Source organism: Olsenella uli DSM 7084, from assembly GCF_000143845.1.
Lineage (GTDB): Bacteria > Actinomycetota > Coriobacteriia > Coriobacteriales > Atopobiaceae > Olsenella > Olsenella uli.
The window spans coordinates 316,632-338,122 of the sequence record NC_014363.1; the positions used below are offsets into that span (position 1 = coordinate 316,632).

Genomic DNA, 21,491 nt, shown 5'->3' on the forward strand with positions numbered 1-21,491 from the left:
CCTGTCTGCCAAAGGTGCGCGTGAGGCTCCGTCAGCTCGGTCGCTTGGCCTATGCTGTGCCTCCCGCCTCCACCGCCCCTCTTCTCGCAGGCGATTCCGTCGGGGCGGGGTGATGGGCCATCGCCCCGCCCCGGTTACGCGTGCCTTGCGCTACAGGTTGGCCTCCAACGCCCTCACGAGGAACTCCGTCCCGCCATCCCCGGCTGCGGCGTCGTAGTAGTCTCTGAAGCGTGGGTCATCCAGGTATCCACGCACCAGCGCCAGGTGCGTCTCGCGGTCGTAGGCCTCGCCCCAGTGGATGCGTATCCAGCGCTCGTGCATGCGAGCGAGCTCCGCGGCCTCATCCCCCTTGGGGTCGTCCGACGCCATGGCAAGGCGCAGCTGCACCTTGATGGCCTCCTCGAGCAGGTCCTTCGCGTCCCATTCGTCGCGCGTGAGCGACATGATGCGCTCGTTGGTCGCATCGATGGCCGCGTTACCGTAGCGCTCGCGCGCTTCGATTCCGTACGTGCCCTCGAACTCCTTTAGGCTTTGGGCCTTGATGGCCCCGAATCTCTTCTCGTCGTCCATGTTCTCGATCCCTTCGATTGCCGCGATGGCTGTTTCCGTGCGGGCTATCGCGTCCGTCAGCGACTTCTCCTGCGCGCGCAGGGTCTTGAGGTGCGACTCGAGGGTATCCCGCAGGTTTGCCTGCGAGTCCTTGAGCAGGCGACGGATGGTCGTGAGGGGAAGGCTGCAGGCGCGCATCGCGAGTATCTGCGACAGGCGCCTGACGTCGCGGGGGCCATAGGTGCGGTACCCGTTCTCCGCTCGAGTGGGCTCAAGGAGCCCCATGTCCTCGTAATGGCGGAGCGTGCGTGCACTCACGCCCGCCATCCGGGCCAACTGCCCCACGCTGTAGTGCCTTCCCGCTGGCCTCGACTCGTCCATGTCACACCCCCAAGGACATCATGGGGCTTTGCGTAACGAGAAGGTCAACGAGGCTTTACGCGACGAGAAGGCCAAGGGGACGTCTGGACGTTGCTATGGGCGAGTGGTATAGGCGTGACCATGCGACCTCTACTGACAGCCTTAGGTTTTCTGATCTCCACCCCGAAGGCGTCTTGGGATGGGGCCGACGTGCTGCTTGGCCGAGGGGCCTGCCTGCCAGAGGTCTCTCACGCCTCCCAGATGTCCCGCTCCTCTCGGCTGGGAACCTGTCCCTTGGTGGCCTTCCTCCCTGCCCTGAACCCAAGGGCCAGGAAGACGATCCCGGACACCACGAAGAGGAAGCCAAACACGGCTGGGATCCAGAACGAGACGGGGCCCTCATGCCTGAGGAACGCCTGCATCAGGAACATGATGCCGAGCATGATCTGCGAGAAACCGATCGCATAGAGGTGGGAGCTCCTCTTCTTGGCCTGCCGCTCGACGTCCTGTCGGTCGGTGTAGAGCGCGAAGGGCTCGCCCGACGCCTTCTTTCGCAGGTACACCCTGTCGGCGTACTCGGCGACTACGGAGGCGCCGGTCTGCTCGAGGAAGTCGAGGTAATCGCGCCTCCTCTCCTTCTCGGAGTATTGCGGGATGTCGACCTTGTATTGGAACGCCGCGGGGGACACGTCCTCGAACTCGTAGGTCCCGTTGCTGTAGGAGAGTAGCATCATGCCCTGTGCGCCCTGCTCGTTCAGCCACTTCTCCTCTTCGTTGATGTCGAGGAAGGCCTTCTTGACCCTAGTCTTCATGACAACTCCCCCTTCAGCTTGCGTGCGTTTTCCAGCAGCTCTTCCAGTCTCTTGACGTCGCGCTCGAAGACCCGCCGTCCCTCGTCGGTGATGACGTACTCCTTCTTCCTGCCGTCCATCCGCCCTTCGAGCGGCGTGACCCAGCCCTTCTTCTGCAGGGTCTCCAGCGCTCCGTACAGCGTTCCGGCCCCAGGGCTCACACGATGGTCGGTCATCTCGCCTATGTCCTTCATCAGGGCGTATCCGTGGGCTGGATGGTGAAGCCTCAGCAGGATGTAGAAGACCGTCTCCGTTAGCGCTCCCTGGTTTGCCGAACCTCCCATGCCGACCTCCTTTCCGAGCGTGCGTTTCTCCCTACTCCGTACGTGCCGTCACTACTACTTTCTCCGATATATCGTTAAACGTAATATAACGACATCCGTAATAGTCGTCAAGGACCTTTTTGAAAAAAATAGCCAGCGTTCTCAGGTTGCGCACCGTTTTACTTGCTCAAGAGGTAGGTGAGAGAAGGAGCTCGGGCGCTTTGTGGGGAACATCGATGCGGTCGCTGCGGTGTGTGGGTCATCTCGTGGTGAGGAGGGCGATCTCCCGCATGTGCGTTAGCAAGTCCACCATTGCCGTCACCGTCGTGCTGCTGATCCTGGGTGCCATTGCCTGGATACCAATCGTGCTTGGGCTTGGGGCCTTGGCCGCGGTGGCGTGTCTCACCATATGGGTGCTCGTCGCGAGCCTCTGGCTGGCAGATGTCTCTCCGATGGGTTAGGCACTTCTTCTCGAAGGCTCGCGCAGACGGAGCAACGTCTGGGGGTTGCGGTCACCCCTTGGGATATGGACAAGGGGGTGGAAGTCGTTTGCCGTTCTCGGCGGTGCGATCATTGGGGTAGGCCTTGTGGCGGTTGCCACATCCGACAGCTTCCCGCGGAAAGCCGTCGGTTTCCGAGAAGTTCCAGGTAGGCGTGTTGCAGGTCTAGCAGCTTTCTGCGGGGAGTCGTTGGCTTCCCTGCCTGCTGTAGGGTGACGCGGTGAGCGTCGGACCCGTCGCTCCTGGCGGGTTCGGCCCTGTTGCTGACGGCTTGCCTACAACTCTCGACGAGCATACAGCTGCACCGTAATCAGCATGCTGACGAGGTGCAGCACGAGCGCAATCACGACCACTCCCACAACGAGCGGAAGGACGGATCCGCCACCTTCGATCATCGCGACGATATCGGCCATGGCGGCGGACAGCGGACCGTCGTTGCCGACGAGCGTGCCACCGCCCACAAACAAGAGGCATAGCACCACGGGGACCAGGCGCACCGCGCGGGTGAGTCCGGACCTCATGCCCAGGGGGAACATCACGTCCACCATGACAAGGACCGCCGCGACACTGAGTGCCGGTACGGCCCATATGGTCTTGTGGGTCTCCTCCGTGAGGACGAGCGGGGCAAGGTACGAGTCTGCTCCCAGCGTGGAGGCGACGGCAGAGAGAGCGCATGCGACGGCGGCACCGAGTAGGGCTGACAGGATGGCGACGGCGAGCGATGCCAGGTAGCGTCCCACCACCACGTTCTGGCGGCTTATGGGTAAGGTGAGGCGAAAGCCCTGCCATCCGTTCGCCTCATCGTAGGCAAGCGTCGAGAAGACGTAGGACATGAGGGTCATTGCCGGGACCGCTCCTCCTGTGGCGACGGATTGGGTCGCAACGGAGACAAAGACGCTCACCAGGGTCGAGACTGCCAAGAGCTGGGCGAGAAGGCGTCCCGTTGCCGTCAGCTCCGCTTGGATCGTGGTCCTCATAGAGCCTCTCCCTTCAGGGTGAGTAACATGTACTCGTCGAGAGATGCGCGTTCGCAAGTGACGGTGGGAAGGGCGTCGTGCAATAGCTTGCGGTCGGGCACCAGCACGTCAGAGCTATATCCGTTTCTGAGGATTCGCAAGACTCCCTGCCCGAACAGGCCGGCCCGCATGATCCTCTCGACGTCTTCCGACTTGCAGCGGGCGATGCCAGACGTGTCGCAGATGTCTTCCAGGGTCTTCTCGAACACCTTGCGCCCGCCGTCGATGCATACCACAATGTCGGCCAGCTTCTCCAGGTCGGTCGTGATGTGGCTGGACATGAGGATGCCCCGTCCCTCGTGGGACATGTGGTCGCGCAAGAGGTCAAGCACTTCGTCGCGGGCCAGGGGGTCCAGACCGGACGTGGCTTCGTCGAGTAGCAGCAGGTCAGGTTCGTGGGCGAGGGCGAATGCCAGTTGCAGCCTCATCCCCATGCCGCGGGAGAGCCTCCTGACCTTCTTCGTCGCCGAGATGCCAGCGTCTCTCAGCAACGTGTCGAAGCGACCCTGTCGCCAGCTGCCAAACGCGCGACGCCCCAGCCTGCCGACGTCTGCAGCCGTCATCTCCGCAGGAAACGGACAGCTGTCCAGGACGACCCCGATGCGTCGCTTGACTTCCACGCAGGGCCCGTCGTCGTCGGCCCTCCCAAACAGCTCGATGTGTCCGGCATCAGGGAAGATCAGGCCGAGAACGGCCTTCATCGTGGTGCTCTTGCCCGCGCCGTTTTTGCCGATAAGGCCGACCACGTGACCGTCTGGTACGCTGAGCTCCATCTTTTGAAGGGAGAAGTCCCCATAGGACTTCGTGAGTCCCTGTATCTTGAGCAGATCTGGCATGAGTCGCTCCTTACGCTCCGTGGACGGATTTACGGGCAGGCGTCGCTACATATCGGCTTCGGCAAGCGTGTCGAGCATCTCGTGCAGATCGGTCACGGTGATCCCTGCCGCACTCGCATCTGCCAGGGCCTGTTCGAGCAGGCCCTCCACCTCACGAAGCCTCTCCTCGCGCAGCAGCTCGAGGTTGCCGCGCGCGACGAAGCTGCCCCGACCCTGGACCGTCTCGATGAAGCCGAGGGACTCGAGGTCAGAGTAGGCGCGTTTGGTGGTGATGACGCTCACGTGGAGGTCTCCCGCAAGCGCCCTGATCGAAGGCAACTGCTGGCCCGCGGCAAGGTCGCCCGAGAGGATGGCTTCCTTCACCTGGGAAGATATCTGCTCGTAGATGGGTCGTTCGCTTGTGTTCGATATGACGATGTCCACCCGTCGCCCCTCTCCCGCGACCTGTGACTGGCATCCCAGCCATTACCATGGTGCAGCTTGGCAGCCGTACCTTTCCTGTATAATTGTATATATATGATAGATACAGTATATATACACTAAGCACGGTCGTCAACGGTGAACGCCACGCGTCACTCACTTCTGCCATATGTCCAGTCCTTGCGCAATCATGTGTCCCATTCGATGTGGCCGCCAGTCCTGTTCGGCGTGAGCATGGGTCTTTCCCGGTGTAATCACGGACCCCGTGTGTAACAAAATCGGCGGTTATGTGTGGTTTCCAAGGCCTTGAACCGGACGCCTTTCCCTATGGGCAGATTCTTCATAAAATGATATATAGATATAACTGCGTATATATGTTTTGATTCGGACGAGTAGCATGCTCTGTCGGTCCGTCTCGAGTGTGTGGCGACAAAAAGTAGAGAGAAAACCACACATAACCGCCGATTTTGTTACATGCAGTGATTCTGGGTCCGCTTGGGCCCAGAATCACGACCCGCCTAGCCCAGACCCACGTCAAGGGCCATCATCACGGTGAAGCCGAGCGCAAAGGCTATGACGCCCCAGTTGGAGTGCTCCCCCTCGCTCATCTCGGGGATGAGTTCCTCCACGACAACGTACATCATGGCACCGGCAGCGAAGCTCAGCAGGTGGGGGAGGGCGGCCGTCACCTGGCTGGCAGCGGCGATGGTGATGACGGCCCCGATGGGCTCGACGATGCCCGACGCAAAGCCGCCTAGGAACGCCCGCGACTTGCTGTCACCCCCGGCGCGCAGCGGCATCGAGATGATGGCTCCCTCGGGGAAGTTCTGGATTGCGATGCCCAGCGAGAGAGCGAAGGCACCCGCTGCGGTGAGAGCCCGGCTTCCCGCCAGGAGGCCCGCATACGCCACGCCCACGGCCATCCCCTCGGGGATGTTGTGGAGCGTGACGGCCAGTACCATGAGGGAGTTGCGGGTAAGCCCGCTGCGTGGCCCCTCCGCCTTGGAGGCGCCCAGGTGCAGGTGGGGGATGACGCTGTCGAGCACCAGCAAGAACGCGATCCCCACCCAGAATCCCACGAACGCCGGGACCCAGGCCATGCGTCCCATGCCCCCGCTGCTCTCTATGGCAGGAATGATGAGCGACCAGATGGATGCTGCGACCATGACGCCGGCGGCAAAGCCCGTGAGGATGCGGCTGACCGTCCTGCTGAGATTGCCTCGCATGAGGAAGACCATCGCCGCGCCTGCCGTGGTACCAAAGAGCGGCAGGCCCAGACCCACGAAGAGGTTCGAGAGGGAATCCGAGACGTCCATGTAACGCTCCTTGTATCCAAGCCGTGGCGGCCTCTGGGGGAATGCTTGGGGGCCGGCGTCTCAACCCCCTCAGAATCGCCCGAGGCTATGAGCCACACTAATCTAGCCATCGCACAGGTTCCTGATACCCGCTGGATGCCTTTCGAGCCGTGCGGCATTACGACAGCGAGAAAAGGCAAAAGAAGCGAGAAGAAAGAGGCGGCCATCCCGTAGGGCGACTGCCCGGATGGCCGCTCGTCGTTGCACGGGGGCATATGGGTACGCTCATGGCACCCGTTGCCCCTGTGCGACGCGTGACGCCATGCGCTACTTGTGGTAGTCGAAGAAGCCCTTGCCGGCGTTGACGCCCGTCTCGCCTGCGTCGATCTTGGCCTTGAGCTTGGATGCGATCTTGCCCTGGACGGTCTCGGGGTCCTTGGAGCGCGGGTCCATGATTACGATGTTGTAGGCGGTGGTCAGCCCGACGACGTCGAGGATGCGGAACGGACCGGCAGGTGCGCCTGTGCCCAGCTGCCAGGTCTTGTCGATGGTCTCGGGGTCGGCGACGCCGTTTGCCCAGAGTGCCTCGGCGGCGTTCAGGAAGGGCACGAGCATGGAGTTGAGGATGTAGCCCGGCTGCTCCTTGTGCAGGCACAGGGGCACCATGCCGATGGCCTCGGCGAACTCGACGACCTGGTCGTAGTACGCCTGTCCGGTGCCGGCGTGGCCCATGACCTCGCCGGTGTTGTTGCGCCAGATCTCGTTGGCGAAGTGGAGGGCCAGGTACTTCTCGGGACGGCCGGTGGCCTCGGCGAAGGCGCTGGGAAGCATGGTGGAGGAGTTGGTGGCGATGACGGTCCTCTCGGGGAGGTGCTTGGCGAGCTCCTGGTAGAAGGCGATCTTCTGTGCCGGGTCCTCGGCGATGGACTCGATCACCAGATCGGCGTCTGCGGCCTCGTCGTAGCTGGTGGTGAGCTTGAGGCTGGCGTAGGCGCGCTCGACCTGCTCCTTGAGGGCGTCGATGCCGGCGTCGTCGGGACGCTCCGGCCCGAAGCCGCGTGCCCAGGCCGCTGGGTTGGTCTTCGCGGCCTCAAGGGTCTGCAGGTAGATGGTGCGCAAGCGCTCGAACTTGGGCTTGGCTCGTCCGATGGAGGCGTCGCTTCTCAGCCAGACGGTGACGTCGAAGCCCCGAAACGCGCTCTGGAACGCGATCTGGCTGCCGAGCACGCCACCGCCCGCAACGGTTACCTTCTTGAAGTCCATGGACCAATCCCTTCTCGTCGCGACGCCCTACGCCCCGATGGGCGAAGGGCGCCTTTTCGTATACGCACGCTTGTGAGGGGAGTGTTCCCATATTTCCCATGGGCAATCGGTGGTTGCGACAAATTTCAGGCCATGGGCCAAGGTGGCGCTTCGACGGGGTCGCGCTGGGTACAAGGGGAGGGTCATCGACGATCTGGATGGGGATCCGTCACGTGATTCCCGAAGGGGGAGAGCAGCATGGATCTTGTGACGATCGTTCTGGCCACGCTTGTGGCCGTGGAGTTCCTCTACATCATGTACCTTGAGGCCTTTGCAACCACATCCGAGAAGACCGCGCAGGTCTTTGGCATGCCCGTCGAGGAGCTGGGCCGTGACTCCGTCAGGACGCTCTTCAAGAACCAGGGTATCTACAATGGCCTTGTGGCGGTCATGGTGCTGGTGTCCGTCTACCTGTTTGCCAGCCTTCCCGTCATCATCATGCTCATGTGCTTCATCATCCTGGTGGCGCTCTATGGAAGCCTGACCAGCAACCCCCGTATCATCCTCATGCAAGGTGGCCTCGCCATCCTGACGCTCCTGAGCGCCATCTGGACCTTGTTGGTGTAGGTGCCCACCGACCAGTGGGAGGCCTGGTCGGGAAAGGCGTACTGCCTTTGCCGTCGTGTGCCCGCCATGGACCGCCCGTGGAGGGCCTGGCGTCCGATGCCCGTCGGTTGACACCCGTGGGTCCCTCCCTATACTGATAAAACGAAATTTGAATTCAATTTCATTCTGATGGGAGATTCTCGTCCTGGCGAGTGGCTTTTGTTGCGGTGAGTGATCTCGGGACGATTTCGTTTCGGCGGGCGGTCCCGTCCTGCCGGGTATGTGCATGGGAAGGAGCGACGTGGTGGCAAGAGGGAGCTACAACACGCGCCAGCGCAAGGCCGTCCAGGCCTTCCTGCAGGATCATGCCAGTCGCTACCTCAGCGTCGATGATATCTATGCCATGTTGCGCGAGCAGGGCGTCGAGGTGGGTCGCACGACGGTCTACCGCACGCTCGAGGCCTTCGTCGGCGAAGGCCTCGTCTCCAAGGCGACCATGCCGGACGGGGGCGAGTCGCGCTATCGCCTGGTCGAGCCGGGCCACGAGGAGGCCGGTCGGCTCGTCTGCCTGGACTGTGGGCGTGTCATATCCATCGATTGCGCCGCTTTTCAGGAGTTCTCCCGTCACGTGCGCTCCGACCACGACTTCGACGTCGACCTTGCGCGTACGGTGCTCTACGGCCGCTGCTCCGCATGTCGTACGGGGGTCGCCCGATGATGGCCCCCTTTCATGTCGCAACGGATTGCACCGAAACGGCCCGTATCGCCGCGTCTCGCTCTACCGCAGGCCGTGCCGCCATGTCCGTGCGCTCCGCCACAACGCGTACGGCTGCCGTTCGGGGTGCCTTGCTGGCGGTGCTCTCGCCCGTGGCGCTGGGGGTACGTCTGGACATCTAGGCCATCCTGCTCCGGCCGACGACCAGGCGATCACGACCCGTCAGACATATTCACGTCACTTTAGGAGGACCTATGCGCTCCAGCATTCTCGGCAACATCAACCTTTCCTGCACCAGGCGCGGCATGCTGGGCCTTTCCGCTCTCGCCGCGGGCTCCATCCTGGCAGGCTGTTCCGCCGCTGGTATGAAGGGCGGTTCGTCAGATGCTTCCGGCGACGCCAAGCTGAAGGTCTCCGCAAGCTTCTATCCCATGTACGACTTCGCCCAGAAGGTGGGCGGGGACCGCGTGGACGTGACCTGCCTCGTGCCGGCGGGAACCGAGCCCCATGACTGGGAGCCCTCGACGTCCGACATCCGTGCGATCTCCGAGACGGACGTGCTCGTCTACAGCGGTGCAGGCATGGAGCATTGGGTGAGCGACGTCCTCGACGGCATCTCCAACGACAAGCTCGTGACCGTCGAGGCCAGTGACGGTGTCAAGCTGCGGGAGCTTTCCGCGGAGGCCCAGGCCGAGGAGGCGGAGGAGCACGCTCACGAGGGCCATGACCACGATCACGGCCACGGCGAGGATGCCTCGGCCACCGACCCGCACGTGTGGCTCGCCCCCCTCAACGCCAAGACCCAGCTTGGCAACATCCGTGACGCCCTCGTGAAGGCCGACCCGGATGGCAAGGAGACCTACGACGCCAACTTCGAGAAGTGGGCGGCGGAGCTCGAGACCCTGGACTCCGAGTTCTCGAACGGCCTTACCGACCTGCCCAACAAGACCATTGTCGTCTCGCACGAGGCCTTTGGCTACCTCTGCGACGCCTATGGCCTCACGCAGATGCCCATCGAGGGCATCGAGGCCGACAGCGAGCCTGATGCCCAGCAGATGGCAAAGATCGTCGAGTTCGTGCAGGCGAACAACGTCAAGACGATCTTCAGCGAGGAGCTGGTGAGCCCTAAGGTCGCCCAGGCCATCGCCGACGCCTCCGGCGCGTCCGTCGAGGAGCTCAACCCCCTCGAGGGGCTCTCCGACGAGGAGCTTGCCGCAGGCGAGGACTATCTCTCCGTCATGCGTTCCAACCTCGATGCGTTGAAGAAGGCACTCTCCTAATGACCGTTGGCACCTCTCAGGGAACCCACGCACCCATGTCCGGCACGTCTGTCACAGACGTGCCCGCATCCGACGTGTCCCCATCCCGCGTCCCTCCCGTCACGCTCGAGGGCGTCCACTTCTCCTATCGAGGCGAAGAGGTGCTGAGAGGTGCGGACCTTACGGTGGGCGCGGGTGAGATCTGCGCCCTCGTGGGCGATAACGGTGCCGGTAAGTCCACGATCGCGCGTCTCGTCGTGGGGGAGCTTCGGCCCTCCCGTGGCGGGGTGCGCCTCTTTGGCCGAGACCCGCTGCATTTCCGGGACTGGAAGAGGGTCGGCTATGTTCCACAGCTCCCGTCCGAGGCGGTCTCCCGCTTCCCGGCCAGCGTGTTCGAGCTGGTCGATGCCAGCCAGTGCCGGTCGCCTCGTGTGGGCTTGGCGTCGCGGCGCACGCGCAGGCGGCGCAGCATCGAGATGCTGGGTCGCGTGGGCATGGCAGACTTCGGCAGGCGGCTCATCCGCGAGCTCTCGGGTGGTCAGCTGCAGCGCGTTCGCCTGGCATGCGCACTCGTGAATGACCCACGGCTGCTCATCTTGGACGAACCCACCACGGGCCTGGACAGCGTGAGCCGCTCCGCGTTCTATAGCCTCGTCGCCGAGGCACATGTCTCGCACGGCCTTGCCATCCTGCTCGTCACCCACGACCTTGATGCGCTCCCAGAGCTTGACTGCAGCGTGGTCGAGGTCGTGGACGGGCTCGCGCGCAAGAGGGGGGAGTAGGCGGATGCTGGAGTACGTGTTCATGCAGAGGGGACTGCTGGTGGGATCCCTTTTGGGCATCGCTGTCCCCCTGGTGGGCGTCACCATCGTCCTCAAGCGCCTCTCGATGATCGGGGACGCGCTCTCGCATACCTCGCTCGCCGGCGTGGCCGGGGGCCTCGTGGCAGGGGCGAGTCCCGTGGCGGGTGCCATCGTGGCCTGCGTGGGCGGCGCCCTCTGCATCGAGGGCATACGGCGCAAGTTCAAGGATCAGTCCGAGCTTGCCGTCGCCGTGGTCATGGCGACGGGCATCGGTCTGGCGGGCGTGCTCTCGGGCTTCGTCCCCAACGCCTCGAGCTTCAACAGCTTCATGTTCGGTAGCATCCTCACCGTGACGGAGGGCGAGGTCCTCTCCATTGTGGTGGTCAGCGTGGTCTCCGTTGCCCTGTGCGTCACCCTGCGTCGCGAGCTCTTCCTCATGTCCTTCGACGAGAGGCACGCACGTGTGGTCGGGGTGCCGGTGGGCGCCGCGAACTTCGTCTTTGTCATGGTCGTGGCGCTGGTGGTTGCCGTCGCGTCGCGCACCGTGGGCTCGCTCATCGTGTCGTCCATGATGGTGGTTCCGGTGGCCTGTGCCCTTCAGCTCGCGCGCAGCTGGCGCCAGACCTGCATCATTGCGTGCTCCATCGGGGTCCTCACCACCGTCTCGGGCCTGGTGGTCTCGTACTACCTTGGTCTCAAGCCAGGCGGCACCATCGTTCTCGCGGCCGTCGCCCTGCTCCTTCTGGTGCTTTCCGCCAAGAAGCTGGCCGCGACCTTGCGACGCTGATGCCGGCGGCACCGCTTGTCCCACATAACGCTACCATAGGTGCTTTCGCGTACATCGCCTCCCCCAATATATGTAACGTGTAGGCCGGTCGGGGCTTGCATATCTATTGAGATTAGAGATAATGTCTCATACAAGGAGAGTCTCGTGGTTCGCATGGGCTGCGGCCATTGATGATCACAGAGGTGAAGACCAGGTCGTATAGGCATACTTGCGTTCGTTTGTCTGCCCCATGGCCAATGGGGTTCGGAGGAATCGGCAGGGTATCCAGATGAGGGTCACCAGTAATAAAAAGAAGCTTGGTTTTGAAATCCTTCGGGGGGGGGCGCTCTCTGTCCTCCTGACCGTCGCTATGCTCGCGGTTGCCACCGTTGCGTGGGCTGCAGGTAGTTCAACAGATCTGAAGGACTTCATAACTGCGGTCGACGTCACGGGTGGCACGCTTAACCAGGACGGGAGCATTACGGTCAAGCCCGGCACGGAGCTGACTTTGGGACTCTCGTTTGAGGAGACGTCTGGTCTGCAGTTCGACAACGGATCCCTCACGTACGACCTGCCGAGCGGCTTCGACTTTGCTGCGCAAAGCGGGACGTTCCCCATGTCCATCACCGATGGCGGTGGCACCACGACCATGAACGTGCCCTATGCCATCTCTGACGGCAGGCTTACGGTCACGTGGCCGACGGACGATCCGACTGCCTACCAGAAGCTTGTCGATGCGGCGAACGCCAAGTTCAACATCTCCATAAAAGGCACGGTGACGGATGCGAACGGAGACGTTCACTTCGGCGGCGACGTGACCAAGAAGTTCAACCTCGACGATTCCCATGATGTGTCCATAGCCAAGTCGGGCTACGTGGGCGATGACGGCAAGATCCACTACACCGTCACGGTGCATTCGACGGGAGTGAACAAGAACGTCCACGTGACGGATTCGATTTCGGGCACGGCGCTCACTTACGACAGCGACTCGCTCGCCATCTCGGGCATCAGCTCCTCGTATACGGGCGGCACGTCGGGCAACGGCTTCGACATCACGATTCCCATCATGAGGAATGGTGAGACGGCGACCATCACCTATACCGCCACCATCGACTATTCCAAGATCACGGACAACGGGACCGCCGGTCAGACGGGGAACAAGGTTACGGTCGAGACGCCCGACACTCCGGGCAAGACGGAATCGAAGGATTTCGCCAACCAGATCTCGATCTCGACCATCAGCAAGACCGGAACGGCTGCGACCTCGCCGACGACCTCCAACGGCAGGACGTATCGCAGCGTCACATGGAACATCGACGCCAACAAGGAACGTCGCGTGTCACTGGCAGGCAAGAGCATCAGCGACCAGATTGCCCCTGAGTCCCAGGGCATCATGAGGTACTCGGGCGCGGGCATCAGGATCGACGTGTACGACGAGAGCGGCAGCTTCAAGGAGACGCGCACCCTCACCTGGGCGCAGCTCGGTGTGGGCGACCTGTCCTCCGCGACCTCGTGGAGGTACGACGTCCCCTCGACCGACGGCAAGTACGAGTACAAGGTCTCCTACACCACCGACGTCGACATCACGGACACCTTGCAGTCTCAGACGGTCAAGAACAACGCGACCGAAGTCACGCCCAACGGCGACAAAAGCACGGACGGTCAGGCGACGGTCAATCCCGCCTTCAACGTTGACGTCAAGAAGAAGGCCACCAAGGTCTCTGGGACCGAGGTGACGTGGCAGTTCCACGTCACCGTCCCAAAGGACGGCTACACGAAGCTCGAAGCCACCGACATCCTGCCGAACACCTACCTGAACGGCCAGACCGTCTATGACTCGCTGGTTGACGGTTCCATTCAGGTCGACGGGCTGGCAAGTGGTGAGTCGTACAGCGTCGATGCCAGCGAGACCGGCAAGGTCAGGTTCGTCTTCTACAAAGACGCCGCGAAGACGCAGCCGGGGGCCATTGGCACGGGCTCCGAGCGCACGATAACGGTCACTCTCAAGACAAGGTTCAACGAGGACTGGATCGACGCCGTCAACAACGGTACGGCGCAGGACTATCAGAAGACGCACACCAACAACGTCAGGGTCACGGCAAATGACGTGTCCAAGGACGCATCGGCCAGCGTGAACCCGGGCTTGAGCCATGGAATAACGAAGGGCGGCGATCAATCGGGGACGCGCCATGTCGGCGAATGGGACAGCGGCATCGACCTGCCGGTGTACAGGTACGAGGTCGTGCTCACCGGGGTCTCAAGCGACAGCTTCACGATCACCGACAGCTTCGATACCTCCATCCTGGAGTACTACGCGTCCGACGCACACGACGCAGCCCATATCTATGGGGGCACGCAATACGGGTAGTATGACGGCAACGTCACCTTCACCACCACGCCCACGAGCACGGGGATGACCATCAACGTATCTTCGCTGCCCAAGACCAGTAGTGGAAGCTACTACAGCCACTACAAGCTGGTCTACTACCTGACGGTAAAGGATGCAGACGCCCTGAAGGCGCTCAGGCAGAGGGCCACGGACAACAACGGCAAGACCACCATCGACAACACGGTCAACTGGGATGGCAACGAGGGCAAGAGGAGCATCGACTACAGCTACGACTTCCTGGGCAAGAACCTGACCAAGTGGCCCAACCCCAGCAGCAACGACCGTACGGCGAGCTATACCATCACGCTCAACCCCGCGGGCACGGACATCAACCCCGACGGTGACACGCTCACCCTGAAGGACACGATGACCAACCAGGTCCTCGACGTGAGCTCGATCAAGGCCACTCCCAGCGAAGGCGTGACCTACGATTACGACGTCGCCACCAAGACGCTCACGGTCACGTTCCCCGATGCCACTCCGGTGACGCTCACCTACAACGCGACGGTCATCGGCACGGGCAACGTCCAGTACTCCAACACGGCGTCGCTTTCCGGCCAGAGCAAGACGACTACCCAGACGGGGAACTTCAGCTCGAGCGGCAGCGGCAGCGCCTCCATCCCCTCGATCAAGCTGCTCAAGTATGCCAAGGGCGATCTGACCAAGAAGCTCGAGGGTGCCACCTTCGCGCTGTACAACGCAGACGCCAACGGAGATATCGACAGGAACAACCCAGTGAGGGACAAGGACGGCAGCAACGTCACCTTCACCTCCAACAGCCAGGGCATCGTGGACATCAAAGGCGGTCAGACCACGGTCGGATGGACGATCGAGGAGGGCAAGACCTACTACCTCGTCGAGACGCAATCTCCTGACGGCTACAAGCTCGATCCCACGCCCATCAAATTCACCGTCACCGACAGTCCGACGGAGGACGACCAGTACATAAGCGGCTTTACCTTGCAGGTGGCGAACGAAGAGGGCAGCAACGGCTTCGTCCTCCCCGACACGGGCGGTACGGGCACGGTCCTCTCTCGTATGGCATCACTCGTGTTGCTGGCAGGCGCGGCATTTGGGCTCAGGAGGCTTCGCAGGGGCATGTGAGCGCGGACGCATACGGCCGATGGGCCCATGACGAGGATGCCGCCCAAGGATGTCACTGCTGGACAGGTGGTCAAGCCGGTACAGGACAAGCACGACGTACCAAGAAAGGAAAGGCAATGGTAAGAAAAAGCGGGCTTTTGAAGGGGGCACTTGCCCTGCTTGCAGTTTTCCTGCTGGCAGTCGCACTGGTTCCCGCGGCAGCGTTCGCCGACACGACGACTCCCCACACCATCACGGTAAGCGAGCCCTCGGGCCAGGTCGATACGCACTCCTACGAGGCCTACCAGGTCTTCACGGGCACATATGACAGCGCCAGCAAGCAGCTTCAGGGCATCACCTGGGGCTCCGGCGTCGATGGCGACGCCCTGCTCGCCGCGCTGAAGGCCGACGCCATCATCGGCTCCAAGTTCGCCAGCGCGACCGACGCCGTGACCGCGGCTGCAGCCATGAGCGGCATCATCGACAAGTCGGTTGATGCCGAGGCCCTGGCCAAGGTCGTCGCGGCCCACCTGTCCTCGACGAAGGTCACCTCCGCCAACGGCAAGATCGACGTCGTCGGCGACGGCTACTACCTCATCAAGGATGCCTCTGCATCGCTGACCAGCGACACCTACTCCAAGTACATCCTGCAGGTCGTGGGAGACACCGAGGTGACCGCCAAGGACACCACCACGACCTCCAAGAAGGAGGTCAAGGACACCAACGACACCACCGGGGTGACCTCCGATTGGCAGAACACCGCCGACTACGACATCGGTGACGCCGTGCCCTTCAAGCTGACCGGCACCGTGGCCTCCGACTACGCCGACTATCCCGCACCGTACTACTTCGCGTTCCACGACAAGTACGTGAAGACCCAGCTCGGCGATCCCCAGAACGTGGTCGTGAAGATTGACGGTACCGAGGTCGACTCCAGCAAGTACACGGTCTCCACCACATCCGAGGGCTTCGACGTGGTATTCAGCGACCTCAAGCAGACCGCCGCTCAGGCTGGCTCCACCATCACGGTCGAGTACACCTCCGAGCTGCTCACCGGTGCCAACGTCGGCTCTGCGGGCAACGTCAACGCCAGCAACATCGAGTTCTCTAACGACTCCAACAACGACCAGCACCATGGCAGGACGCCCGACGACACCGTTATCGTCTTCACCTACAAGGTGGTTGTGAACAAGGCCAACGAGGCCAGCCAGCCACTGGCGGGCGCCGAGTTCACGCTGACCAAGACGATGAAGGACGGCTCCACCAAGACCATCGCCGTCACCACGGCACAGGCGGGCACCCAGTTCAACTTCACTGGTCTCGATGACGGCGAGTACACCCTCACGGAGACCAAGACCCCTGAGGGCTACAACACCCTCGACCCGATCAAGTTCACCGTCACCTCCGTCAAGGATGACGCGGGCAAGACGCTGGTCAGCATCAATGGCGTCACCACTACGGGAGAGATCGATCTGGGCACTGCCACCCAGAAGGCGAGCGTAGACACGACCGCTGGCACTATCACCACCACCGTGGTCAACAAGTCCGGCTCCACGCTTCCCTCCACAGGCGGCATGGGCACCACCGTTCTCTACGGCCTTGGTGCGCTGCTGGTCGTCGGCGCGGGTGTTGGCCTGTACATCAGCCGTCGCAAGGGTCACGAGGAGGCCTAGCCTCAGCACAGGCCGATAACTCTTCTTGTCACGTATGAAACGGCGCTCCCCTCGGCGCATCAGCCGAGGGGAGCGATGAGGTAAAGCACCCGATGAAGAGGCATCTCTCCACAATCCTGCTGGCCTTCGCTCTTTTGGTTGGCATGGGACTTCTGGTTTATCCGAGTGCCAGCGACTGGTGGAACTCCTTTCATCAGTCCCAGGCGATTGCGGGCTACATACGTCAGGTGGAGAGCAACCCCGACGAGGAGAACCAGGCAATCTGGGACGCCGCCGTGGCATACAACCAGGGCTTGGATACGAGCGACGGGCGCTTTGTCCTGAGCAGCGAAGAAAAGGAGGTGTACGAGGGGATGCTGGACGTCACCGGCACGGGGATTATGGGCTATGTCTCGATTCCCAAGATCAGCGTCAGCCTGCCTATCTATCACGGGACTGACGATACGGTGCTCCAGATCGCCATAGGGCACATACCGGGTTCTTCGTTGCCGGTCGGTGGTGAGGGCACACATACGGTCATCTCGGGTCATCGCGGACTCCCTTCGGCACGCCTCTTCACGGACATAGATCAGCTGGCCGAGGGAGACCATTTCGTCCTCCACGTCCTTGGCAGAACCCTCACCTACGAGATCGACCAGATCCTCACGGTTCCCCCTGATGATCTGGACGCCCTCGGCATCGAGGGGAGACAGGACCTATGCACCTTGGTGACCTGTACCCCCTATGGGGTGAACACGCATCGGCTTCTGGTGCGCGGCCACAGGGTCCCCAATGACCCCGAGCCCAGCGATGGGGACGTACGTACGATCGGCTGCCTGCCGTTCGTAGGAGCATTCGCGGGCGCGGGACTCGTGATCCTCGTGACCACGGGCCTGGCCCGCCGCAAGAGAGGGAAGCCGCATGATGGACCGCGACACGCACGCAGGATGGGTCGGAGGTAAGAACATGTTCACTTCCAGGCGCAAGGTTGGGCCGGGCGGTCACGTCGCCCACGCCGTCGTCGCCGTCCTGTGCGCGATGGCGATCGTGCTGACGTTGGGCATGCCCGCCCGTGCCGCAGCGGCCGAGGCTTCCATAGTGGTGGAGAACTGCCCTGTGGACGGTCGGACGGTCACGGCATACCGTGTCGCGGACATGGACTCGTCGTACAGCTCGTGGAGTGCCGTCGCGGCGCTCTCCGGCCTTGCCGGGGAGACGGGCATCGACCTTTCGGCGCTTGGCGAGGGAACGACCGCCGCAGAGCTGCAGTCCGTTGCCCAGACCCTCGTGGGATACGTATCGGCCAACCCAAATGGCTTCGGCTCGGCGACTGCCACCGTCCGCGACGGGAAGGCAGCACTGACGAAGCTCGAGCCGGGACTCTATCTGGTGACCATCGAGAACGTGACCTCGGGTGGCGTCAGCTATGTCTTCGAGCCCCACCTGGTTGCGGCTCCCGGCTGGGACGGGGGAACCTTCAGCTTTGACCGCATCGTGCAGGCAAAGTACATCAAGGAACCCGCAAAGGAGTTTGCCAACCACGTCACGAAGGTCTGGTCTGGGGACTCGGGGTCCGTCAGACCCAAGTCAGTCATCGTGGACATCTATGACGGGAGCCAGCTCTACAGGACCGTCGAGCTTCATGAGGGCAATGGTTGGTCCTTCTCGTGGGATGGCGAGGGTGACTGGTCGGTCAAGGAGCGTATGGATGGTATGGGCCCCTACACCAGTCGCATCGCGTCGTCAGTCAAGACGGATGGCGCACGCATGGACACCTCGATCACGGTCACCAACTCTTACGTGGGCCCCCCGGCTCCCGGCAGGCTTGCCCAGACAGGCGATGGCACCGATCCCCTTCCCGCCCTGGGGCTGCTTGTGGCAGCAGGCGTGCTCGTTGCCGTCGGCGTTCGCGTCAGGCGCTAGCACCCCGCCAAGCCTCGCCCTGTCTCGAAACTGTATCCGATGGTAAACTTTCCCTGACCATCCCCGCCTCTGGACGAGGGTGGGATGGTCGTGCAGGGACGGTAAGGCAGGCAAGCAGCAGAGAGAGGGTGTTGTCCCATGAAGGGCTATGCAATGCTCAAGATTGGCGAGTCTGGTTGGATCGAGAAGGACGTGCCCAAGTGTGGTCCGCTCGATGCCATCGTCAAGCCGCTCGCAGTCGCCATCTGCACCTCGGATGTCCACACGCTGTGGGAGGGTGCAATCGGTGATCGCCACGACATGATCCTCGGCCACGAGGCCTCCGGCGAGGTCGTCGAGGTCGGCTCCGAGGTCAAGGACTTCAAGCCCGGCGACCGCGTCCTCGTCCCCGCCATCACACCCGACTGGAACTCCCTCGAGGCCCAGGCTGGCTACTCCATGCACTCCGGCGGAATGTTGGCCGGCTGGAAGTTCTCCAACTTCAAGGACGGCGTCTTCTCCGAGTTCTTCCATGTCAACGACGCGGACGGCAACCTCGCGCACATGCCCGAGGGCATGGATCCCGCCGACGCCTGCATCCTGTCCGACATGGTCCCCACCGGATTCCATGCCGTCGAGCTCGCTGACGTCCAGTTCGGCGACACCGTCCTCGTCGTGGGCATCGGTCCCGTGGGCCTCATGAGCGTCGCCGGCGCGGCCCTGCGCGGCGCCTCGCGCATCATCGCCGTCGGCACCCGTCCCGTCTGCGTCGAGGCGGCCAAGGGCTACGGTGCCACGGACTTCATCTCCTACAAGGACGGCCCCATCGACGAGCAGGTCATGGAGCTCACCGGTGGCAAGGGCGTGGACCGGGTCTGCATGGCCGGTGGCGGGGTGGAGACCTTCGAGCCCGCCGTCAAGTGCCTCAAGCCCGGCGGCAAGATCGGCAACGTCAACTACCTGGGTTCGGGTGACTACGTCAACATCCCGCGTGTCGAGTGGGGCGTCGGCATGGGTCACAAGGACATCCGCGGCGGCCTCATGCCGGGAGGGCGTCTGCGCATGGAGAAGCTCTCCAGCCTGGTCACGGCTGGCAAGCTCGACCTGCATCCCGAGGTCACGCATCTCTTCCACGGGTGGGATCGTATCGAGGAGGCGCTGTTCCTCATGAGGGACAAGCCCGCCGACCTCATCAAACCGGTCGTTGCCATCGACTAGCATCGCGCACTGGTTGGTGGTGCATGCCGTTTGGCTCCGCACCCCGTCTGGCGCATGCACGACTGCTCGGGGCCGCCGTCTCTGGACGGCGGCTCCTCTGGATGTCCATGTGTTGCGCGAGGCCAATCGGGGCCGGCGGGTCGCAAGGGGCTGTGGATACGCGATCCGGTAGGGGGCAGCATGAAGGTTCTTGTCGTCTCGGGGTTTCTGGGCGCGGGCAAGACGACGTTCATACAGGAGCTCATCCGCAGGACGGGCCAGGATGCCGTCATATACGAGAACGAGTACGGCGAGGCGGACGTCGACGCCCGGCGCCTGCGCTCGGGCTCCGACCTCAAGGTGTGGGAGTCCGTCGAGAACTGCATCTGCTGCTCTGGCAAGCAGGACTTCGCCACGTCGGTCCTCACGATCTCCAACATGCTCGATCCCGAGTATCTCATCGTGGAGCCCACGGGCGTGGCACGTCTCAGCCGCGTCATGGAGAACCTCGCACAGGTCGCCTGGGAGCGCATCGAGCTTCTGGCGCCCGTCACCATCGTGGACGCCGGCGCCTGGGAGGCGCAGCGCAGGAACGCCCCCGAGGTCTTTGACGATCAGGCGAGAAGCGCTGCGACCATCGTGGCCTCGAAGGCCGGGGCCGTAGGCGCAGCCGAGGCTGTGGCGCGGCTTGCGGCGGAGCTCAATCCGGGCGCGGAGCTCGTGACCGGCGCCTGGCGCAAGCTGCCAGACGAGTGGTGGTCGTCCCTCCTGGCGCGCGCCATCGGCGGCGGTACGGCTATGGATGGCGTGGCGGAGGATGGCCTTAGCCGCGATGCCGGGGCGAACGCGTCGGACGAGCTCGAGACCATGGCGCTGGACCATGTGAGTCTCCCCACCCCAGGGCATCTGCTGTGGATTTTGGACGCGCTCTCGGCGGGCGTGTTCGGCCGGCTCGACCGGGCGAAGGGCGCCCTGTCCTGCGGAGGCCAGTGGGTCCGCTTCGACCTGGTGGAGCGGGCCTGGGCGGTTACGGGCGCCGAGGAGGCCGAGGGGGCCCGCTGCGTCTTCATCGGGCGTGACCTCTATCGCAATGGCCTGCGCGAGGTGTTTGTCCCCGCGCTCTGGCGCGACGAAGCCGAGACTTTTCATCATCACGACCATGGCTACGACCATCATGACCACGCCTGCGATCACACCATGGAACGCCGTCGGTGACACGGGGCTGCCTCCGAGCCTGGCCTTGACTGCTGTGGGGGAGACACCTCCACAGGCTACTTTTGTGGGCAACGAGCGCGGGTAGGCCCGTCTCCGAGGTGCTGCATACCTCCCTGTAGCCTTCAAGACGGCGTCAGGACATGTCGCTTACCAGAAGAGAAGCGTGGAAGAGCCGGATCTTGGGAAAGTTCGGGTCACCAAGGGATGTGCCGCGAGGTGACGAAGGACGCTGGCGAGGGCTTTGTTGGGTACACCATGTCTCGAGCGACACGCTGCCCCTCGAGCAAAAAACTGGATGTAACAAAACTGACAGGTATGTGTGGTTTGACCGACGCTTGCGGCGCTCTCAGCAATAGAAAACAACTCTTTTTGTTGTAAATGCAACGAAAAGACCGCTCTTATAACTTCGTAGGGGCCCATTCGTCTCCGTGAGGCCATCGCAAGAGTGTCCGAACTACACATACCTGTCAGTTTTGTTACATCCAGCTTCCAACGCGGCGCTATGGTGCCTTCTCCCCCATGCCGCAACGACGGCATCCCCTGGCACGTGGGCAAATAAGCGCGCAAAGAGG

Annotated in this window: 21 protein-coding genes; 13 read left to right on the forward strand and 8 right to left on the reverse strand. The window is 62.8% G+C overall.

Features of this window, described 5'->3' with window-relative positions:
* Positions 1–150: 150 nt before the first annotated feature.
* From OLSU_RS01385 to OLSU_RS01395, 3 genes are all read right to left on the reverse strand, one after another.
* The gene (locus OLSU_RS01385; protein WP_013251151.1) at positions 151–930 is read right to left on the reverse strand and encodes a MerR family transcriptional regulator; all 780 of its coding nucleotides are present in this window, start codon (positions 928–930) and stop codon (positions 151–153) included.
* A 227-nt stretch (positions 931–1,157) separates the two neighbouring features.
* Complete coding sequence (locus tag OLSU_RS01390; protein WP_013251152.1) at positions 1,158–1,721, reverse strand: DUF2812 domain-containing protein; 564 nt, start codon at positions 1,719–1,721, stop codon at positions 1,158–1,160.
* A complete protein-coding gene (locus OLSU_RS01395; protein ID WP_013251153.1) occupies positions 1,718–2,044 on the reverse strand; it encodes a PadR family transcriptional regulator in 327 nt (108 codons plus the stop codon). Before OLSU_RS01395 ends, OLSU_RS01390 begins: the two co-directional genes overlap by 4 nt.
* Before the next feature lie 269 nt (positions 2,045–2,313).
* On the opposite strand from OLSU_RS01395, the gene OLSU_RS09590 reads away from it, so the two are divergent.
* On the forward strand, positions 2,314–2,484 hold the full coding sequence (locus OLSU_RS09590; protein ID WP_013251154.1) for a hypothetical protein: 171 nt from the start codon (positions 2,314–2,316) through the stop codon (positions 2,482–2,484).
* Between the two features lie 314 nt (positions 2,485–2,798).
* Here the strand turns inward: OLSU_RS09590 and OLSU_RS01400 are convergent, their stop codons facing one another.
* The 5 genes from OLSU_RS01400 to OLSU_RS01420 form a co-directional block, all read right to left on the reverse strand.
* Entirely contained in the window at positions 2,799–3,500 is a 702-nt protein-coding gene (locus OLSU_RS01400; RefSeq protein ID WP_013251155.1) for an ABC-2 transporter permease, read from the reverse strand.
* Positions 3,497–4,375 (reverse strand): ABC transporter ATP-binding protein, encoded by an 879-nt coding sequence (locus tag OLSU_RS01405; RefSeq protein ID WP_013251156.1) that lies wholly within the window; start codon positions 4,373–4,375, stop codon positions 3,497–3,499. The genes OLSU_RS01400 and OLSU_RS01405 overlap by 4 nt, the downstream gene beginning before the upstream one ends.
* Positions 4,376–4,420: 45 nt before the next feature.
* Positions 4,421–4,798 (reverse strand): GntR family transcriptional regulator, encoded by a 378-nt coding sequence (locus OLSU_RS01410; RefSeq protein ID WP_013251157.1) that lies wholly within the window; start codon positions 4,796–4,798, stop codon positions 4,421–4,423.
* 515 nt (positions 4,799–5,313) lie between these two features.
* Entirely contained in the window at positions 5,314–6,111 is a 798-nt protein-coding gene (locus OLSU_RS01415) for a ZIP family metal transporter (RefSeq protein WP_013251158.1), read from the reverse strand.
* A 306-nt stretch (positions 6,112–6,417) separates the two neighbouring features.
* On the reverse strand, positions 6,418–7,353 hold the full coding sequence (locus OLSU_RS01420; RefSeq protein WP_013251159.1) for a 3-hydroxyacyl-CoA dehydrogenase: 936 nt from the start codon (positions 7,351–7,353) through the stop codon (positions 6,418–6,420).
* A gap of 237 nt (positions 7,354–7,590) precedes the next feature.
* Here OLSU_RS01420 and OLSU_RS01425 point away from each other — a divergent pair, with 237 nt between their 5' ends.
* The 12 genes from OLSU_RS01425 (at position 7,591) to OLSU_RS01480 (ending at position 20,919) form a co-directional block, all read left to right on the forward strand.
* A complete protein-coding gene (locus tag OLSU_RS01425; RefSeq protein WP_013251160.1) occupies positions 7,591–7,959 on the forward strand; it encodes a DUF1304 domain-containing protein in 369 nt (122 codons plus the stop codon).
* Positions 7,960–8,242: 283 nt separating this feature from the next.
* A complete protein-coding gene (locus OLSU_RS01430; protein ID WP_013251161.1) occupies positions 8,243–8,656 on the forward strand; it encodes a Fur family transcriptional regulator in 414 nt (137 codons plus the stop codon).
* Positions 8,657–8,907: 251 nt separating this feature from the next.
* Positions 8,908–9,933, forward strand: coding sequence for a metal ABC transporter substrate-binding protein (locus OLSU_RS01435; protein ID WP_013251163.1), 1,026 nt, complete (start codon positions 8,908–8,910; stop codon positions 9,931–9,933).
* Positions 9,934–9,968: 35 nt separating this feature from the next.
* Positions 9,969–10,694, forward strand: coding sequence for a metal ABC transporter ATP-binding protein (locus tag OLSU_RS01440; protein ID WP_148219032.1), 726 nt, complete (start codon positions 9,969–9,971; stop codon positions 10,692–10,694).
* A gap of 4 nt (positions 10,695–10,698) precedes the next feature.
* On the forward strand, positions 10,699–11,502 hold the full coding sequence (locus OLSU_RS01445; protein ID WP_013251165.1) for a metal ABC transporter permease: 804 nt from the start codon (positions 10,699–10,701) through the stop codon (positions 11,500–11,502).
* A gap of 268 nt (positions 11,503–11,770) precedes the next feature.
* On the forward strand, positions 11,771–13,849 hold the full coding sequence (locus OLSU_RS01450) for a hypothetical protein (protein ID WP_013251166.1): 2,079 nt from the start codon (positions 11,771–11,773) through the stop codon (positions 13,847–13,849).
* A 45-nt stretch (positions 13,850–13,894) separates the two neighbouring features.
* On the forward strand, positions 13,895–14,974 hold the full coding sequence (locus OLSU_RS01455) for a SpaH/EbpB family LPXTG-anchored major pilin (RefSeq protein WP_013251167.1): 1,080 nt from the start codon (positions 13,895–13,897) through the stop codon (positions 14,972–14,974).
* 116 nt (positions 14,975–15,090) lie between these two features.
* Positions 15,091–16,626 (forward strand): SpaA isopeptide-forming pilin-related protein, encoded by a 1,536-nt coding sequence (locus OLSU_RS01460; protein WP_013251168.1) that lies wholly within the window; start codon positions 15,091–15,093, stop codon positions 16,624–16,626.
* Between the two features lie 92 nt (positions 16,627–16,718).
* On the forward strand, positions 16,719–17,567 hold the full coding sequence (locus OLSU_RS01465; RefSeq protein ID WP_013251169.1) for a class C sortase: 849 nt from the start codon (positions 16,719–16,721) through the stop codon (positions 17,565–17,567).
* 4 nt (positions 17,568–17,571) lie between these two features.
* The gene (locus tag OLSU_RS01470) at positions 17,572–18,528 is read left to right on the forward strand and encodes a Cna B-type domain-containing protein (protein ID WP_013251170.1); all 957 of its coding nucleotides are present in this window, start codon (positions 17,572–17,574) and stop codon (positions 18,526–18,528) included.
* A 138-nt stretch (positions 18,529–18,666) separates the two neighbouring features.
* Positions 18,667–19,725, forward strand: a complete 1,059-nt coding sequence (locus OLSU_RS01475) for an NAD(P)-dependent alcohol dehydrogenase (RefSeq protein WP_013251171.1) — start codon at positions 18,667–18,669, stop codon at positions 19,723–19,725.
* A 180-nt stretch (positions 19,726–19,905) separates the two neighbouring features.
* Positions 19,906–20,919, forward strand: coding sequence for a GTP-binding protein (locus tag OLSU_RS01480; RefSeq protein WP_013251172.1), 1,014 nt, complete (start codon positions 19,906–19,908; stop codon positions 20,917–20,919).
* The last annotated feature ends 572 nt before the right edge of the window (positions 20,920–21,491 follow it).

Excerpts from the sequence above, each read along its gene's own strand:
- OLSU_RS01385 (WP_013251151.1), bottom strand. The coding sequence starts at position 930 with ATGGACGAGTCGAGGCCAGCGGGAAGGCACTACAGCGTGGGGCAGTTG.
- OLSU_RS01390 (WP_013251152.1), bottom strand. The coding sequence starts at position 1,721 with ATGAAGACTAGGGTCAAGAAGGCCTTCCTCGACATCAACGAAGAGGAG.
- OLSU_RS01395 (WP_013251153.1), bottom strand. The coding sequence starts at position 2,044 with ATGGGAGGTTCGGCAAACCAGGGAGCGCTAACGGAGACGGTCTTCTAC.
- OLSU_RS09590 (WP_013251154.1), top strand. The coding sequence starts at position 2,314 with ATGTGCGTTAGCAAGTCCACCATTGCCGTCACCGTCGTGCTGCTGATC.
- OLSU_RS01400 (WP_013251155.1), bottom strand. The coding sequence starts at position 3,500 with ATGAGGACCACGATCCAAGCGGAGCTGACGGCAACGGGACGCCTTCTC.
- OLSU_RS01405 (WP_013251156.1), bottom strand. The coding sequence starts at position 4,375 with ATGCCAGATCTGCTCAAGATACAGGGACTCACGAAGTCCTATGGGGAC.
- OLSU_RS01415 (WP_013251158.1), bottom strand. The coding sequence starts at position 6,111 with ATGGACGTCTCGGATTCCCTCTCGAACCTCTTCGTGGGTCTGGGCCTG.
- OLSU_RS01420 (WP_013251159.1), bottom strand. The coding sequence starts at position 7,353 with ATGGACTTCAAGAAGGTAACCGTTGCGGGCGGTGGCGTGCTCGGCAGC.
- OLSU_RS01425 (WP_013251160.1), top strand. The coding sequence starts at position 7,591 with ATGGATCTTGTGACGATCGTTCTGGCCACGCTTGTGGCCGTGGAGTTC.
- OLSU_RS01435 (WP_013251163.1), top strand. The coding sequence starts at position 8,908 with ATGCGCTCCAGCATTCTCGGCAACATCAACCTTTCCTGCACCAGGCGC.
- OLSU_RS01440 (WP_148219032.1), top strand. The coding sequence starts at position 9,969 with ATGTCCGGCACGTCTGTCACAGACGTGCCCGCATCCGACGTGTCCCCA.
- OLSU_RS01445 (WP_013251165.1), top strand. The coding sequence starts at position 10,699 with ATGCTGGAGTACGTGTTCATGCAGAGGGGACTGCTGGTGGGATCCCTT.
- OLSU_RS01450 (WP_013251166.1), top strand. The coding sequence starts at position 11,771 with ATGAGGGTCACCAGTAATAAAAAGAAGCTTGGTTTTGAAATCCTTCGG.
- OLSU_RS01455 (WP_013251167.1), top strand. The coding sequence starts at position 13,895 with ATGACCATCAACGTATCTTCGCTGCCCAAGACCAGTAGTGGAAGCTAC.
- OLSU_RS01460 (WP_013251168.1), top strand. The coding sequence starts at position 15,091 with ATGGTAAGAAAAAGCGGGCTTTTGAAGGGGGCACTTGCCCTGCTTGCA.
- OLSU_RS01465 (WP_013251169.1), top strand. The coding sequence starts at position 16,719 with ATGAAGAGGCATCTCTCCACAATCCTGCTGGCCTTCGCTCTTTTGGTT.
- OLSU_RS01470 (WP_013251170.1), top strand. The coding sequence starts at position 17,572 with ATGTTCACTTCCAGGCGCAAGGTTGGGCCGGGCGGTCACGTCGCCCAC.
- OLSU_RS01475 (WP_013251171.1), top strand. The coding sequence starts at position 18,667 with ATGAAGGGCTATGCAATGCTCAAGATTGGCGAGTCTGGTTGGATCGAG.
- OLSU_RS01480 (WP_013251172.1), top strand. The coding sequence starts at position 19,906 with ATGAAGGTTCTTGTCGTCTCGGGGTTTCTGGGCGCGGGCAAGACGACG.